The sequence below is a fragment of the Corynebacterium minutissimum genome, from assembly GCF_000805675.1.
Classification (GTDB): Bacteria; Actinomycetota; Actinomycetes; order Mycobacteriales; family Mycobacteriaceae; genus Corynebacterium; species Corynebacterium minutissimum.
In genome coordinates this window covers 319,488-333,825 of sequence record NZ_JSEF01000015.1, presented here as the reverse complement: position 1 = coordinate 333,825, position 14,338 = coordinate 319,488, and the positions used below count along the sequence as shown (strand labels likewise).

The following is a 14,338-nucleotide window of genomic DNA, read 5'->3' as shown; positions in this document are numbered from 1 at the left end:
AGATGCAGGGGGTGAAGTACATTTCGACCCGAGACACCGACCGCCAGCCGGCTTCCTTTACGGACATCCTCCTGGGAGGCCTGGCCCCTGACGGAGGCTTGTACCTGCCGGAATCTTACCCGCGCATTGACGATGCCACCCTGACCGCGTGGCGCCACACGCTCGCGGAGGGCGGGTACGCAGCCCTGGCAGCGGAGGTGCTGAAGCTCTTCGTGGATGATATTCCGGATACGGATCTTGAGGCGATCGCGCAGCGCGCCTACACCTTCCCGAAGTTCGCTAACGAGGAGATCGTCCCGGTCAGCGAGCTGGGAGAGGGCCTGTACATTGGACACCTTTCTGAGGGGCCCACCGCTGCGTTCAAAGATATGGCGATGCAGATGCTCGGCGAGCTCTTCGAATACGAGCTGGCGCGCCGGGATAAAACTCTCAATATTCTGGGCGCTACCTCGGGTGATACCGGCTCCTCGGCTGAGTACGCCATGCGCGGGCGCCAAGGCATCCGCGTGTTTATGCTGACCCCTGCTGGACGCATGACTCCGTTCCAGCAGGCCCAGATGTTTGGGCTGGATGACCCCAACATCTTCAACATCGCCCTCGACGGCGTCTTTGATGATTGCCAGGACGTGGTCAAGGCTGTGTCCGCTGACGCAAACTTCAAGGCGGAATACCGCATTGGTGCGGTGAATTCCATCAACTGGGCCCGCCTCATGGCGCAGATTGTCTACTACATCAACTGCTACCTCAAGGTCACCGCGGAAAACACCGAGAAGGTCTCCTTCAGTGTTCCGACCGGTAACTTTGGTGATATTTGTGCCGGGCACATTGCCCGCCAGATGGGTCTGCCGATTGACCGTCTCATCGTGGCCACGAATGAGAACGACGTCTTGGATGAGTTTTTCCGCACGGGTAACTACCGTCCGCGTTCCTCGGCGCAGACGCACAAGACCTCCTCGCCGTCGATGGACATTTCCCGTGCCTCCAACTTTGAGCGTTTCGTCTTCGATCTGCTTGGCCGCGATGCTGCGCAGGTGGACGAGCTTTTCGGTGTCAAGGTGAAGGAAGGCGGGTTTAGCGTCGACAAGCACGTGCTCGACTCTGCCCACGCGGATTATGGATTCCTGTCTGGTGCCTCGACACACGCGGACCGTCTTGCCACCATCAAGGACGTGCACGAGAAGTACGATGTCCTCGTCGACCCGCATACCGCGGACGGCATCAAGGTGGCCCGCGCGGTGAAGGAAGAATACGGGGTAGAAAGCCCCATTGTGTGTCTGGAGACGGCCCTTCCGGTGAAGTTCTCCGAGACCATCGTGGAGGCCATCGGTGAAGAACCAGAGGTTCCTGAGCGCTTCCAGGGCATCCTCGACGCTGAGCGCCACGTCAAGGACCTGCCGAATGAGGCGGCGGCGGTGAAGGACTACATTATGGCGTCGATTAGCACAACGGAGGTCTAGACCATGGCGCAGGAACAGTTCTCGGGACCGGAATACTACACCGAGTTTGATCCAGAGAAGTTCATCCGTGACATGAAGCAGGTTGCGGAGATGGAAAAAGAAAAGGCTAAGAATACGGAAGAGGCTGGCCCAGAGCAGGATGACTAAGCGCATCCTCCCCGGCGTCCTGTGCGCCGTGGGACTTGCTTCGGCCTCCTGCCTTCCCGTGGAAGAACCCCGCTCCCAGGCAGGTAGCGCGCCGTATTCGACCGTGGTAGCCGCACCGCCGCGGGCAACCACGCCGGAGGCATCCCCGGTGCCGCCAGGTGCTGCCCTAGATGTCAGCTCCCGTGCGCCCGTTCCAGGGGAGAATTTCGACTTCAACTTGTGCACGGTGGCATGGAGCTTTGTGCTTGGCGACGGCCGCACGATCGCCGTCACCGCCTCCCATTGCGGTGAGCCCGGCGATATCGTGTGGGGCGGCAATGCCGAAGGAGAATTCACGTACCCGGCAGAGCCGGTAGGCACCATTATCTATTCGGATTTATCAGCGCCAGAAACGCACGAGCTCGACTTCGCATTGGTGGAGATTACCCGCGACGTTGACTTCTACACGCCACAGGATATGCCGACCTCCGTCGCCGCGGCGGGGGAGAGCACCTTGCCTGACCAGGTGTGCAAGCTGGGGCGCATCACAGGAGAGACGTGCGGTCAACTCACACACCGCGCGGGCCCTGGCAAGCTCACGTATGACGAGCGCACGGTGGATACGATGTCCGCACGGGCGCAGGCCTGCTCGGCCCGCGGTGACTCCGGCGCGCCGGTGTATGGCGCAGCGGGAACTCCGCAGGAAGGAGTCATCGTGGGTGTGCTTTCCGGTACGACTGATGCGGCTATCGACGGCGCCGAGTGCGCGCCCGATGCCGGCGCGGAAATGTCCTTTACCGTGGCAGCCGATATCGAGGCCCTCCTCCCGGGAATTCTGGACGCCCTCTAAACCAGTAGGATAAAGGCCATGCCCACTCCTGAATATATTCTGTCCTTGCGTGAGAAAGTTGGCCACGACCAGCTCTTTCTCCCCGCCGTTACCGCAGTAATTGTGCGCGCGGTGCCCACTGGCTCCGCTATCTGGGAACTACCCTCGGTGCTGTTGGCGCAGCGCGCCGATAACGGTGCCTGGACTCCGGTTTCTGGAATTTGTGAGCCGGGCGAGGAAATCACCACTACGGCGCTGCGCGAAGTCAAGGAGGAAATAGGCCTCGATGGGCGCATTGAGGCGCTCCTTGGCGTGGGCCAGGTTGGACCTGTTACCTTTCCCAATGGGGATCAGTGCATGTTTATGGACACTACGCTCCGCGTCTCTGTCCCGGACGATGCCGAACCTGTCGTCTCCGACGAGGAAAATCTGGATGCCCAGTGGTTCTCCGTGGCCCAGATGCCAACATCCGTCAGCGCCCGCCACCGCATGGTCATCGGCGATGCCGTGGCGCAGATGAAGCACCCGCAGGGCTTCCGGCCCCGCATGGGCTACGTCAAGCGTTCGTCTTAACCAGGCTTTCTCTTTAGACATCGACGTGAGGGCACTGGATCTAAGTGGCGGATCGATGCGCCAGCCCTCAATCCTGCCGCGACAAAGTATCTCCGCGCCGGTAACATGCACAGCTATGGCTCCCAAAATGAAGGACTACTTCAACGCTGACACGGCGCAAAAACTCGGTGCACAGCTTGGAATTGACGGCGAAGAATACGCCGCGTGGGTAGCACCGCGAGTCGAGGATTTAGAGATCTTGGACCGCGTGACCGTGTTTGCACAAGGGCTTCGGGAGCAGCTCGGCGGGGACTATGTCAGGGCGATTGGCGGAATCGTCGATAAGCTTGGGCCCGAGCTTGCGGAGGGGGAAGGTTACTTCAACCATGCATTCCACCTGTGGCCGGTGAGCCGTTTCATCGAGCTATACGGGATAGATGAGCCGGAGGTTTCTTTAGATGCAATTGAGGCGCTCACCAGGGTGTTCACCGGTGAGTTTGCGGTGCGTCCCTTCTTAGAGCGCTACCCAGAGCTGACCATGGCCCGGGTGCATGAGTGGGCTGGTTCGGGCAGCCACAACGTGCGCCGCCTGGCTTCCGAGGGCATCCGTCCGCGTCTGCCGTGGGCGAAGGTGCACGCGCCGTTTGTGGCGGACCCCTCGCCGATCCTTCCGGTCCTGCACCGGCTGTACGACGATGCGTCGCTGTTCGTGCGCAAGTCCGTAGCCAACAACCTCAACGACATAGGCCGTACGCACCCCGAGTTGGCTCTTGCTACCGCCTCGCGATGGGCAGACAGCGGATCGTCGCACGCAGCGTGGGTGGTGGAACAGGGGTTGCGCGGGTTGATCAAGCGCGGCAAGAGGGAGGCCCTAGAGCTTGTTGGCTTTTCTCCGTCCACCGCCGTCACCGCCACCCGCCCCGAGTTCCCCCACACTGTGGCCATTGGTGAAAAGGCGACTCTTTCAACGACACTCACCAACACCGGCGATGCGCCCGCACATGTGCTTGCAGAGTATCGCGTGCACTTCCTTAAGAAGAACGGAACCCGGAAGCCCAGTGTGTTTCGCCTCGGCAAATATACGCTTGATCCGGGCGAAACCCGAGTGGTGACCAAGACGCACCCGTTTCGGGTCACCAGCACACGCACCTACTATCCGGGTACGCAGGCCTTAAGTTTGTTGATTAACGGCCGCGAAGGCGAGCAAGTGGAATTTGAGCTAACCCAGTTGTAACCGCGGCGCTAGATGACTGCACCAAAACCTGTGAGCGTGCCCGCCACCTTGTGGGGCTCGATCGCCCTTCTCATCATGTTCTGCCCGTGGATGGGATGCGTCAAGCGCACGTCTTGATCTGGTTTTAGTGCTTCAACCAGGTGTTTTCTGCTGCCAGCCTGGCTGTGGCAAGCGGGAAAGCTGGCACCCGGCGACATTGGGAGAATATGTCCATATCATGGGAAATGTATGAAAAACATTGCTATCTGAAACTATCCTACATAGCTTCAGGACCATGTTGTCACTCAGATTCAAGAAAGTAACCATCGCCACAACTTTCGCCGCACTCGCCGGCACGGCACTCGGAACCGGGGTTGCCTCCGCAGCAGAACCTTCCTCCGGAATCTCCTTCGGCTCCAGCTCCGGTGAGCTGGCACATATGAGCTCCACACTGTTTGGTAGCTCGAAGCCTGCTCCGGAAAACCCGGAAGACCCAGAAGCGCCGGAAGGTTCTGACCTGATTGAAAAGGTAGGGGACATCGAGGGCCTCACGGGACCGCTGACGGCAGAACAAGCCAAGGAGGTTCTCAACGGCAGCTTCGTTGCGAAGAAGAACGATAAAATCGGACTTTCCTTCCAGCCGGATGGAACCGTAGGAGTTTCTGATGGTTGTAACCCCGGTAAGGGTACCTGGACTGTCGCGGAAGACACTGGTGCCCTAGAGATTAACGACGTCGTAACCATTATGAGGGCTTGCGAGCCAGATGTGATGGTCGATGTTCGCGATTTCAACGTCATCGTTCCGAAGAAGCCACAGGTCTATTCCATCGATGACACCACCATCGCATTGGTCAAAGATGGGAAGGCAATTCAGTTCGTCAAGGTCGATACCCCTGAAGAGAAGTAACTAACCATTCCTTATCAGTGGCCAACCCCAGCAGGAGGTCGGCCACTTTCTGTGTTTTAGTCCGCGGACTGTAAGGGGGATGGGGGAGTTGTAGAGTTGTCTCAAAATATCATCGGAAACGCATGAAATGGGTTGATGTAGGCGGTGGTGCCCGATAGCTTCGGGGCCATGATGTCACACACACTCAAGAAAGCGACCATTGCAACTTCACTCGCAGCACTGTCCTGCGGCGCCTTCGGCACCGGCGTTGCTGGTGCTGCGGAACCGACCTCCGGCAACCCCTTCGCCTCCAGCTCCAGCCAGCTCGAGCAGTTGAGCTCGAAGTTCCTTGGTGACAAGGGGGACAAGGACGGCAACAACGATGGCGGCAAGGATAACGAGGAGGGCTCCGGCCTCATCGAGAAGTATGAGGAGGTCGACGGCTTCAAGGACAAGCTTCCTGCCGATGAAGCGAAGAAGGCGATTATCGGCACCTTTACGGCTAAGAAGAACGATGCCGTATCTGTCACTTTCAATGAGGACGGAACTCTGTCCTTCACTGACGGCTGCAACCACGGTACGGGTACCTACCACTTCGACCAGACTGATGCGATTGTCATTGACAATCTCACTGAGACCAGGATGGCATGCGATAAGCCGGTGATGGCTGATGCCCAGGATTTCAAGTCGATTCTGGAGATTAAGCCTGCCGTCTTCCCCATCGACGATTCCACCTACGCCCTAGGCGCCCAGGGGATTGTCATTCAGTTCGTCAAGTCTGAAGACAAGTAAAAGCTTGCCGGTGTGTGTCAAAGCTGTGAGACAAATGGTTTCCTTGGAGAAAGGATAAAGCTGTAGTACAAACCCCTGAAAAGCCTTGTGTTTGTAGCGTGATGCTTTTTAGGGTGAAACCATGTTGACGCACACATTCAAGAAAGCGACCATTGCAACCGCGTTCGCAGCACTGATCTGCGGCGCCCTTGGCACCGGCGTTGCTGGTGCTGTGGAATCTGCCCCCACCAACCCCTTCGCCTCCAGCTCCAGCCAGTTTGCACAACTTAGCTCTAAGATCTTCGGCGGCGAGGATGATGCGCAGGGCTCCGGCCTTGTCGAAAAGATCGATGACGTCGAGGGCCTTAAGGCACCACTCTCTGCCGATGAGGCCACCAAGGTTCTCCTCGACGGCCCATTTGAAGCCAAGAAGAACAAGAACATCAGCATCGGATTTCACGAAGACGGCACCGTCGGCGTTGATGACGGCTGCAACGACGGCAGCGGCACCTACGTGGTCGACGAAAGGAACGGCGCCGTGGAACTGAAGGACGTTGCGTTCACGCTGAAGGGCTGTGACAAGCCTGTCATGGAAGAGGCTGATGCATTCAAGGGTCTTATCTTCGCCAAGCCACACGTCTACGCCATCGACGATTCGACCATTGCCTTTGTCACCCAGGGACACGTCATTCAGTTCGTCAAAGCTGCGGAGTAAATAAAGTAAACAAACTGCGCTGCACGGTGGCTAGCCCGCAACGGGCTGGCCACTTTCTTTTGTGCGTTCAGCAATTCGGCGGCCCTCGATTGCCCAGCTGACAAAGCGGCTGGAACACGCAGTCCAGTGGACAATAAGCAGGATAGGCAGGCTCAGGGAGATGAGGTCCAAAAGCTCAGAGCCGTTGACGAGAGCGACTTGGTGGCCTCCCATGCTCACCGTTCCCGGCGGGAAGGTGCATGCCCACCAGGCCGGTGTGTACTCCGTCCAACGGACGACGTTGGGGTAGAACTTCGCCATAGCCCAGAGGGCTAGAGGGATGGCGATAATCATCGCGGTGAGACCGTAGTAGACGGAGAACTTACCTGGGTAGAGGATCTGCATAGCAGTGGTGGACTGACCTACCACGCCAAGTGGCACCCAAGCGGTGGCGGAGTTCGGACCACTAAGATCCACTTTTCCGTGACACGCGGCCCAGTACACACGGATGAACGTTGGGACGGCCGTGAGAATCGACATGGCGAAAAAGCCCGTGCCCAACAAGTGATAGAACTGGCCGTAATCGCGGGCGCAGAACCCGGCGACAGAGGAGGAAATCATGGGTCCCACCAGCGGCAATCCCCAGGTGAACCGTGGCTGGCCGTCGAAACGGGTGAGCTGAATAGCCCACGTGATGACAGTAACGGGTGCGCCGATCCAAAATCCGACGAGTCGGAAGGCAGGTATGCCGGTTAGGCCAGAGAGCGCTGCGCCAAGCGCCAAGATTCCAATGAAGTACATCGACCATTCCGCCATGGTTGTGCGCGCAAAGCTGGGCTGGCGGTAGCGCGCAAAGCCGATGGTGAGCACCAGGAAGATGACACAGGCAATGCCAGCGAACACGGCGGAGCCAATCATCAAACCGTCTTCGACAAGGAGGCGGGATACGATCGAGGTACCCATGAGACTGCCTCCCCATGCGGGGCCAGGCGGCGGCAATTGGCGGAATCTATCAGACACAGATGGCATGGTAGTTTCTTTCGATTGCGCATGCCTCATCCTGAAGAGCGAAAACGTGGTGAGTTTTCACTGAATTGTCGTGCGTAGTTGCTGAGGGCACAACGCCGTGTGTGGGGCGCGGCTTAGAAGGGACAAGCGTGACCGGCGTCCCCTTTCGGAGGGATCCGTTGAAAACGAAACCGGCCCATCACCTCCGTAGAAGCGGAGAGGGGCCGGTGTGTGCTGCTTCGATTCTTAGCAGTCGTAGTACATCTCAAACTCGAGCGGAGTCGGACGCAGACGCGACGGCGTAATCTCGTTGTCGCGCTTGTACTCGATGTAGGTCTCGATGAGGTCCTCGGAGAAGACATCGCCCTCGGTCAGGAAGTCGTTGTCCTCTTCCAGAGCAGCAAGGGAAGCCTCCAGGGAGGTTGGTGCCTGCGGGATGGAAGCAGCTTCTGCCGGCGGAAGCTCGTAGAGATCCTTGTCTACCGGGGCGTGCGGCTCGATGCGGTTCTTGATGCCGTCCAGACCAGCCATCAACATGGCAGCGAAACCGAAGTACGGGTTGCCCGAGGGATCCGGTGCACGGAACTCGATGCGCTTGGCCTTCGGGTTGGAACCGGTAATCGGAATACGGATAGCAGCAGAGCGGTTGCGCTGCGAGTACACGAGGTTAATCGGAGCCTCAAAGCCCGGAACCAGACGGTGGTAGGAGTTCAAGGTCGGGTTCGTAAACGCCAGCACGGCCGGTGCGTGGGCCAGAATGCCACCAATGTAGTAGCGAGCCATATCGGACAGACCTGCATAGCCAGCCTCATCGTGGAAGAGCGGCTTGCCGTCCTGCCACAGGGACATGTGGGCGTGCATACCGGAACCATTGTCACCAGCCAGCGGCTTCGGCATGAAGGTCACGGACTTGCCGTACTCGGCGGCAGTGTTCTTGATGATGTACTTGAAGGTCTGGATATCATCCGCTGCGTGGAGCAGAGAATCGAAGCGATAGTTGATCTCGTTCTGACCACTGCCCACCTCGTGGTGGAAACGCTCGATGACATAGCCAGCCTTCTGCAGCTGCTCGACCATGGCATCACGGACCTCGCCGTGCTTGTCGACAGGCGCGGTGGGGAAGTAGCCGCCCTTCACGCGAGTCTTGAAACCGGTGTTCGGGGTGCCATCGAAGTTGGTCTCGGAACCACGGTTCCACCAGCCCTCATCGGTATCGGCTTCGTAGAAGCCATTGTGCACCTCGGTGCCGTAGCGAACAGAGTCGAAGATGTAGAACTCAGCCTCAGCGCCAAAGTTGCAGGTGTCAGCGATGCCGGTGGAGGTCAGGTACTCCTCAGCCTTGCGGGCGATGTTGCGCGGGTCGCGGCTGAACGGCTCAAGCGTAAACGGATCGTGCACGAAGAACTTGAGGTTCAAGGTCTTCGCGGTGCGGAAGGGATCTACGAACGCGGTAGACGGGTCCGGCAGGAGGGTCATATCCGACTCATCAATGGTGGTGAAGCCGCGGATAGAAGAGCCGTCGAAAGCGAGGCCTTCAGCGGCCGCTTCCTCAGTGAACTCATCGGCTGGGATTGAAAAGTGGTGCTCGGTGCCGGGAACGTCCGTGAAGCGGATGTCAACGAACTTGACGTCCTCTTCCTTGATGTACTTGACGACGTCCTGGATTGTCTCGAAGGACACGGTAGTCTCCTGTTGGTTGACCTGTATTACTCTCGACTAGTTTACAGGTATCGACTCCACCGCCGCCGAAGGTGGGGGAGTCAGATCGAAATTTCTTGCTGCAGTGTTGGAGCGCTAGATTGGTGGGCATGGCAGACAACATAGATGGCTTTGGGCCGGGGGAGTGGCCCGGGCAGGAACTTGGTCTCCCGAAGGAAGGTTCCGGCTCACTTGCTTCAGTGATGCGCCGCACCGGTGGAGTCCTTATTGATTGGCTATTAGCCATGCTCATTGCCAATCTCCTCGAGCTCTACACCAGCGCGCTCGGCGGACCTGCGTTCTTGGGTTATGCGGTGTGGGCCGTCATGGGCATTGTCTGTGGCTGGCTCTTTGCCCGCACACCGGGCATGCTCGTTCTGGGTATGGGTGTAGCGCGCCTCGATGAGCCGGGCAAACCCGTGGGCTTCTGGCGCGCCGCCGTTCGCACGTTACTCACCGGCGTGCTGTTCCCCGCCGCGATGGTTGACGCGGATGGCCGCGGCCTCCACGACCGTGCAACGGGCACCGCCGTCATCATGGCTTAGGTGACAACCTCAGCTGCTCAGTATGGTGGCCTCTTAAAGGGCACCGCAGATGGTTCTATTGAAAAGGTTTGTTTGAGGGCAGAGAATCTGCAATGAGAAAGGGTCTCTTCCGAGCTTGTCGGAAGAGACCCTTTGACGTGAGCGGGTTAGCGCAGGGAGCTTAGCTTACTTGCCGCCCTTGCGCTCTTGCATACGACGCATACGGCGGTTCATGCCGGACATGTTCTGAGCCTGTCGCGGCATCGGGCCCTTAGGCAGACCCGGGGTGGTGCCGGGCAAATCATCCATTGCCTCAATGCGGCGGATGTTGTCGTAAGTCTCGTTCTTGTTGTAGTTGCGCGGCAGCTTCATGATGTGGCTGCGCAGCTTGGAGACGGGAACTTCGTCCTCGCCATTGCCCACGAAGACTTCGTACACCGGCACACCGCCGGCCAAGCGGTCCACGCGCTTCTTCAAGCGGTTAAGGGTAGGGCCCACGCGTTTGCGGTCGCCCTCGACGACGAAGATGACGCCCGAGTTACCGATGACACGGTGGATGAGATCCTGCTGGCGGGTGGCTGCCACACCAGTCTTGACCTTCCATACCACGCCAACGGTGTTGCGCAGCTGCTGCTCCAGTGCCCAGCCGGCAGCGCCTGGTTGGTCTTCGACCTTCTTGTACATATCGCGCTCGAGGCGGCGAGTGAACAGGAACATGGCCAAGATGGCGCCGATGCCCAGACCCAGGATGAGCATGAACCACTGGCCGTTGAAGAGCGAGCCGATGAGGAAGAAGACCAAGCCCATGCCCAGGAAGGCGGCCAGCATGATGGGAATGAGCGCCTTGTCCTGCTTGCGCTGCATGTTGAACGCTTGCCACATCTGTGACCAGTTCTGCTTGCGCTGAGCGCGCTTCGCCGCGCGCTCCTGCTTCTTCGCTTCCTTCAGCGATGCCTTGTCGTCGTTAGCCATGGCTCCTACTTTAGAGGTCAGAGGGTGAAAAAGAGAATCGAACTAGCGAATGGTGGAGGCCGCGGAGTTCGGGTTCGCTGCACCAGCTGGGGTCTTGACCATACGGGTGGTCACTGGCGTTTCCTCAGAGGGGCCGTACTTCTCCAGCAGAGTGGAGGCCTCTTGCGCAGTAGCGCCCTGAGAGGTTTCAGCCAGGTGCTTGAGGTTCTCCGGCAGCTCGAGGCCGCGGGCCTCCATAGCCTGAACGTAGAGGCGGCCAGCGCGGTAGGAGGAGCGGACCAGCGGGCCGGACATGACGCCGCCGAAACCGAGCTCCTTAGCCAGCTTAGAGTGCTCGACGAATTCTTCCGGGCGAACCCAACGCTCAATTGGGTGGAAGCGCGGGCCGGGGCGCAGGTACTGCGTAATCGTGATGATGTCGCAGCCCACCTCGCGCAGGTCACGCAGGGCTTCTTCAATCTCCTCCGCGGTCTCGCCCATGCCCAAGATGAGGTTGGACTTGGTGATAAGGCCAAACTCGTGGGCCTGACGGATGACGTCGAGGGAGCGCTCGTAGCGGAAGGCCGGGCGGATGCGCTTGAAAATACGCGGCACGGTTTCGAGGTTGTGGGCAAAGACCTCGGGGCGGGCCTCGAAGACCTCTTGGAGCAGATCCGGCTTGCCGGAGAAGTCCGGGGTGAGGTTTTCTACACCGGTGTGCGGGTTAAGTTCGTGGATTTTGCGGACCACCTCGGCGTAGAGCCAGGCACCTTCATCCGGCAGATCATCGCGGGTCACGCCGGTAATCGTGGTGTAGTTGAGGTCCATCTCTTGGATGTTCTCTGCAACGCGGCGCGGCTCATCGCGGTCCAGTTCCTCCGGCTTACCGGTGGCGATGTCGCAGAAATCGCAGCGGCGGGTGCACTTATCACCGCCGATGAGGAAGGTGGCCTCGCGGGATTCCCAGCACTCGTGGATGTTGGGACAGCCGGCTTCCTGGCACACGGTGTGCAGGGAAGCGCCGGAAACGCGGGACTTCATGTCTTCGTAGCCCGGTCCAGTGCGGACTTGGTTACGAATCCAGCGTGGCTTCTGTTCGATGGGCGACTCCGCATTCTTCTTCTCAATGCGGAGCATCTTGCGTCCTTCAGGCTTTACAGTCACAAAAACTCACTTTACGCGTCGGTTAGTGCTCTTCCTAATACAATCAAAGCCGCATAAGGCTTTATTCCACCGGGGTAGAACCCTGCTGAGCGCGGCGAGCCTGACGTGCCTTTTCGTTGGCCACCTTGATGGGATCAGGCGCCGAGGCGAAAGTGTGATCAGCCACGGTGAGCTCGCCGGAGAGGGCTTTGAGGAGGGCGTCGAGAAGCGGGGCTTCCGCCTCCTCCATGGTGACCTCGCGGCCCAGCTCTAGCGAGAGCGTGGAGACGTCGGCGTCGTCGATACCGCAGGCAACGATGTGCTCGTAGTACTCCAAGGTATTGGTGCAGTTGAGCGCCAAGCCATGCATGGTCACCCCACGGGTGATGCGAATGCCCAAGGCGCCGAGCTTGCGGTCGCGCTTCGGGGCGGCTGGGTCGGCTGCCTGGGTGGTGGAGGGCACCCACACACCGGAGCGGCCGTCGATACGCCCGGCAGTGGTCACACCCAGCTGGCGTACGGCCTGGATGATGGCTTCCTCGAGGCGGCGGACGTAATCCACCACGTCAACGGGCTCCGCGAGCTTAATGATGGGGTAGACCACCAGCTGACCTTTGCCGTGCCAGGTGATGCGGCCGCCACGGTCGACGTCGATAACCGGCAGGCCATTGTCTGGCAAATCTTCCGGCTGCGTGCGTTTGCCGGCGGTGTACACATTGGGGTGCTCCACCACGAGGATGACATCACCCTGCGTGCCCGCTGCCCGGGCCGCGGCGAGCTCGGCCTGGAGATCCCAGGTTTCCTGGTAGCCCATGCGGCCTAGGCGGCGAATCTCCAGTGGCTCGGCAGAGGCACGGATGGAGCGATCAGCGGGGAAAAACGGTTCGCGGGGAGCAGTCATGGCTACCCATGCTAGTCCCCGCGACGTCAGAACTTTTAAGCGACTCCGTTAGCGGAGGCGTACTCCTCTGCAGTCATGAGCTCGCCAACTTCGGTGACCTCGACCTCGAAGAGCCAGCCCTCGCCGAAGGGGTCGTTGTTGATGACGGCGTAGTCATCGTGCACGTCCTCGTTGACTGCGGTGACGGTGCCGGTGACCGGGGAGTACAGGTCAGACACGGACTTGGTGGACTCCACCTCGCCGCAGGTCTCGCCGTGCTCAACGGTGTCACCGACGGCCGGCAGCTCGGCGAAGACAACCTCGCCCAAGCGGTCGGCAGCAACGGAGGTGATGCCGATGCGAACGGTGGAACCGGCGACGGAATCAGCGGTGGCGTTGACCCACTCGTGGTCCTCGGAGTAGGAGAAATCGGAAGGAAGATTAGCCATGTGAAGGATGTCCTTTCGGTAGTTGAATTCAGTAGTGGAGTTTACTTCTCTCGCTTGTAGAAGGGGAGGGCAGAAACTTCAAAGGGGTAGCGCTTGCCACGAATATCCACCTCGACGGCAGCTCTCGGTTCGAGACCAGCGGCGGTGTCGATGAGCGCGAGTGCTACCGGGTGTCCCAGAGTGGGGGAGGGCTGGCCGGACGTCACCGTTCCCACCTTTTGCTCGCCCACATATACCTCGGAGCCGGCACGCGCGGCGCGGCGCTGGGAGGAGACCAAGCCGGTGATTACTGCCTTGGGGCCCTCCGCAGCGTGCTGGCGTAGTACCTCAGCGCCGACGAAGTCCTGTTCCTTCTTGGCAAAGGCGCGGGACATACCGGCTTCTACCGGAGTGATGTCGCGGGTGAGTTCGTTGCCGTAGAGCGGCATACCGGCCTCTAGGCGCAGGGAGTCGCGCGCTGCCAAGCCGCAGGGTTTAATGCCGTATTCTTCGCCCGCCTTGAGCAGCTCTTCCCACAGTTCCGGGGCATCGGAGTTATAGACGATGAGCTCGAAGCCGTCCTCGCCGGTGTAGCCGGTGCGGCAAATGAAGGCGTACTTGCGCGCAACCTTGCCGGTCATCGCGGCGTAGTAGGGCAGGTCCATGACGGCCTGCTGCTTGGTGTCCTCCACCAGGGGGACGAGAATCTCTAGCGCCTTCGGGCCCTGAACAGCAATCATGGCTACGTCGCGGGACTCGTTCTTGAGGTCCACGTCGAAGCCCTCGGCGCGCTCGTTGAGTGCCTCCCACACGGTGTCGGCGTTGCCGGCGTTCGGCACGACGAGGAACTTTGTCTCCTCTAGGCGGTAGGTGATGAGGTCGTCCATGATGCCGCCGTCCTTGGCGCAGATCATGGAGTACTTCGCCTTGCCCTCCTTGAGAGGGACCAGGTTGGAGATGAAGCAGTAGGACAGGAACTCGGCGGCATCCGGGCCGTTGACCCAGATTTCACCCATGTGGGACAGGTCAAAGAGGCCGGCAGCATTGCGAACTGCGCGGTGCTCATCCAGCTCATTGTCGTACTTGAGCGGCATTTCCCACGGCCCGAAAGGCGTGAAGGTGGCACCGAGCTTCTCGTGCTCAGCATGCAGCGGGGAGTGCAGGTACTCAGTCATTGA

16 protein-coding genes are annotated in these 14,338 nt (G+C 59.6%); 9 read left to right on the top strand and 7 right to left on the bottom strand.

Features of this window, described 5'->3' with window-relative positions:
* The first annotated feature begins 11 nt into the window (after nucleotides 1–11).
* The 8 genes from thrC (at nucleotide 12) to NX84_RS09560 (ending at nucleotide 6,549) form a co-directional block, all read left to right on the top strand.
* The gene (thrC, locus tag NX84_RS09595) at nucleotides 12–1,457 is read left to right on the top strand and encodes a threonine synthase (protein WP_039676176.1); all 1,446 of its coding nucleotides are present in this window, start codon (nucleotides 12–14) and stop codon (nucleotides 1,455–1,457) included.
* Nucleotides 1,458–1,460: 3 nt separating this feature from the next.
* Nucleotides 1,461–1,604, top strand: coding sequence for a hypothetical protein (locus tag NX84_RS13005; RefSeq protein ID WP_169744712.1), 144 nt, complete (start codon nucleotides 1,461–1,463; stop codon nucleotides 1,602–1,604).
* Nucleotides 1,597–2,433 carry a S1 family peptidase gene (locus NX84_RS09590; RefSeq protein WP_111689383.1) on the top strand — a complete coding sequence of 279 codons (837 nt, stop codon included), beginning with the start codon at nucleotides 1,597–1,599 and terminating at the stop codon, nucleotides 2,431–2,433. The genes NX84_RS13005 and NX84_RS09590 overlap by 8 nt, the downstream gene beginning before the upstream one ends.
* Nucleotides 2,434–2,451: 18 nt before the next feature.
* A complete protein-coding gene (locus tag NX84_RS09585; RefSeq protein WP_039676175.1) occupies nucleotides 2,452–2,985 on the top strand; it encodes an NUDIX hydrolase in 534 nt (177 codons plus the stop codon).
* 115 nt (nucleotides 2,986–3,100) lie between these two features.
* Nucleotides 3,101–4,198: a DNA alkylation repair protein gene (locus NX84_RS09580; protein WP_039676174.1), complete on the top strand. Its 1,098-nt coding sequence runs from the start codon at nucleotides 3,101–3,103 to the stop codon at nucleotides 4,196–4,198.
* Between the two features lie 274 nt (nucleotides 4,199–4,472).
* Nucleotides 4,473–5,084 carry an META domain-containing protein gene (locus tag NX84_RS09570; RefSeq protein WP_039676170.1) on the top strand — a complete coding sequence of 204 codons (612 nt, stop codon included), beginning with the start codon at nucleotides 4,473–4,475 and terminating at the stop codon, nucleotides 5,082–5,084.
* Nucleotides 5,085–5,252: 168 nt separating this feature from the next.
* Complete coding sequence (locus NX84_RS09565) at nucleotides 5,253–5,855, top strand: META domain-containing protein (protein ID WP_231913798.1); 603 nt, start codon at nucleotides 5,253–5,255, stop codon at nucleotides 5,853–5,855.
* A 121-nt stretch (nucleotides 5,856–5,976) separates the two neighbouring features.
* The gene (locus NX84_RS09560; protein WP_052319736.1) at nucleotides 5,977–6,549 is read left to right on the top strand and encodes an META domain-containing protein; all 573 of its coding nucleotides are present in this window, start codon (nucleotides 5,977–5,979) and stop codon (nucleotides 6,547–6,549) included.
* Between the two features lie 30 nt (nucleotides 6,550–6,579).
* On the opposite strand, the gene NX84_RS09555 is transcribed toward NX84_RS09560, so the two are convergent.
* Nucleotides 6,580–7,557: an SLAC1 family transporter gene (locus tag NX84_RS09555; protein WP_082013946.1), complete on the bottom strand. Its 978-nt coding sequence runs from the start codon at nucleotides 7,555–7,557 to the stop codon at nucleotides 6,580–6,582.
* Nucleotides 7,558–7,782: 225 nt separating this feature from the next.
* Nucleotides 7,783–9,216, bottom strand: a complete 1,434-nt coding sequence (gene glnA, locus NX84_RS09550) for a type I glutamate--ammonia ligase (RefSeq protein WP_039676166.1) — start codon at nucleotides 9,214–9,216, stop codon at nucleotides 7,783–7,785.
* 128 nt (nucleotides 9,217–9,344) lie between these two features.
* Here glnA and NX84_RS09545 point away from each other — a divergent pair, with 128 nt between their 5' ends.
* Nucleotides 9,345–9,779 carry an RDD family protein gene (locus NX84_RS09545; RefSeq protein ID WP_039676288.1) on the top strand — a complete coding sequence of 145 codons (435 nt, stop codon included), beginning with the start codon at nucleotides 9,345–9,347 and terminating at the stop codon, nucleotides 9,777–9,779.
* 165 nt (nucleotides 9,780–9,944) lie between these two features.
* On the opposite strand, the gene NX84_RS09540 is transcribed toward NX84_RS09545, so the two are convergent.
* From NX84_RS09540 to gcvT, 5 genes are all read right to left on the bottom strand, one after another.
* Nucleotides 9,945–10,730, bottom strand: a complete 786-nt coding sequence (locus tag NX84_RS09540; protein WP_039676164.1) for a DUF4191 domain-containing protein — start codon at nucleotides 10,728–10,730, stop codon at nucleotides 9,945–9,947.
* A 42-nt stretch (nucleotides 10,731–10,772) separates the two neighbouring features.
* Entirely contained in the window at nucleotides 10,773–11,846 is a 1,074-nt protein-coding gene (gene lipA / locus NX84_RS09535) for a lipoyl synthase (RefSeq protein ID WP_039676162.1), read from the bottom strand.
* An 88-nt stretch (nucleotides 11,847–11,934) separates the two neighbouring features.
* Nucleotides 11,935–12,753 (bottom strand): lipoyl(octanoyl) transferase LipB, encoded by an 819-nt coding sequence (gene lipB, locus NX84_RS09530; protein ID WP_039676161.1) that lies wholly within the window; start codon nucleotides 12,751–12,753, stop codon nucleotides 11,935–11,937.
* Between the two features lie 35 nt (nucleotides 12,754–12,788).
* Nucleotides 12,789–13,181: a glycine cleavage system protein GcvH gene (gene gcvH, locus NX84_RS09525; protein WP_039676160.1), complete on the bottom strand. Its 393-nt coding sequence runs from the start codon at nucleotides 13,179–13,181 to the stop codon at nucleotides 12,789–12,791.
* Nucleotides 13,182–13,222: 41 nt separating this feature from the next.
* A complete protein-coding gene (gcvT, locus tag NX84_RS09520) occupies nucleotides 13,223–14,335 on the bottom strand; it encodes a glycine cleavage system aminomethyltransferase GcvT (RefSeq protein ID WP_039676158.1) in 1,113 nt (370 codons plus the stop codon).
* Nucleotides 14,336–14,338: the final 3 nt, after the last annotated feature.

Coding starts and splice junctions, on each gene's coding strand:
- NX84_RS13005 (WP_169744712.1), top strand. CDS start 1,461: ATGGCGCAGGAACAGTTCTCGGGACCGGAATACTACACCGAGTTTGAT.
- NX84_RS09590 (WP_111689383.1), top strand. CDS start 1,597: ATGACTAAGCGCATCCTCCCCGGCGTCCTGTGCGCCGTGGGACTTGCT.
- NX84_RS09585 (WP_039676175.1), top strand. CDS start 2,452: ATGCCCACTCCTGAATATATTCTGTCCTTGCGTGAGAAAGTTGGCCAC.
- NX84_RS09580 (WP_039676174.1), top strand. CDS start 3,101: ATGGCTCCCAAAATGAAGGACTACTTCAACGCTGACACGGCGCAAAAA.
- NX84_RS09570 (WP_039676170.1), top strand. CDS start 4,473: ATGTTGTCACTCAGATTCAAGAAAGTAACCATCGCCACAACTTTCGCC.
- NX84_RS09565 (WP_231913798.1), top strand. CDS start 5,253: ATGATGTCACACACACTCAAGAAAGCGACCATTGCAACTTCACTCGCA.
- NX84_RS09560 (WP_052319736.1), top strand. CDS start 5,977: ATGTTGACGCACACATTCAAGAAAGCGACCATTGCAACCGCGTTCGCA.
- NX84_RS09555 (WP_082013946.1), bottom strand. CDS start 7,557: ATGCCATCTGTGTCTGATAGATTCCGCCAATTGCCGCCGCCTGGCCCC.
- NX84_RS09545 (WP_039676288.1), top strand. CDS start 9,345: ATGGCAGACAACATAGATGGCTTTGGGCCGGGGGAGTGGCCCGGGCAG.
- NX84_RS09540 (WP_039676164.1), bottom strand. CDS start 10,730: ATGGCTAACGACGACAAGGCATCGCTGAAGGAAGCGAAGAAGCAGGAG.
- lipA (WP_039676162.1), bottom strand. CDS start 11,846: ATGCTCCGCATTGAGAAGAAGAATGCGGAGTCGCCCATCGAACAGAAG.
- lipB (WP_039676161.1), bottom strand. CDS start 12,753: ATGACTGCTCCCCGCGAACCGTTTTTCCCCGCTGATCGCTCCATCCGT.
- gcvH (WP_039676160.1), bottom strand. CDS start 13,181: ATGGCTAATCTTCCTTCCGATTTCTCCTACTCCGAGGACCACGAGTGG.
- gcvT (WP_039676158.1), bottom strand. CDS start 14,335: ATGACTGAGTACCTGCACTCCCCGCTGCATGCTGAGCACGAGAAGCTC.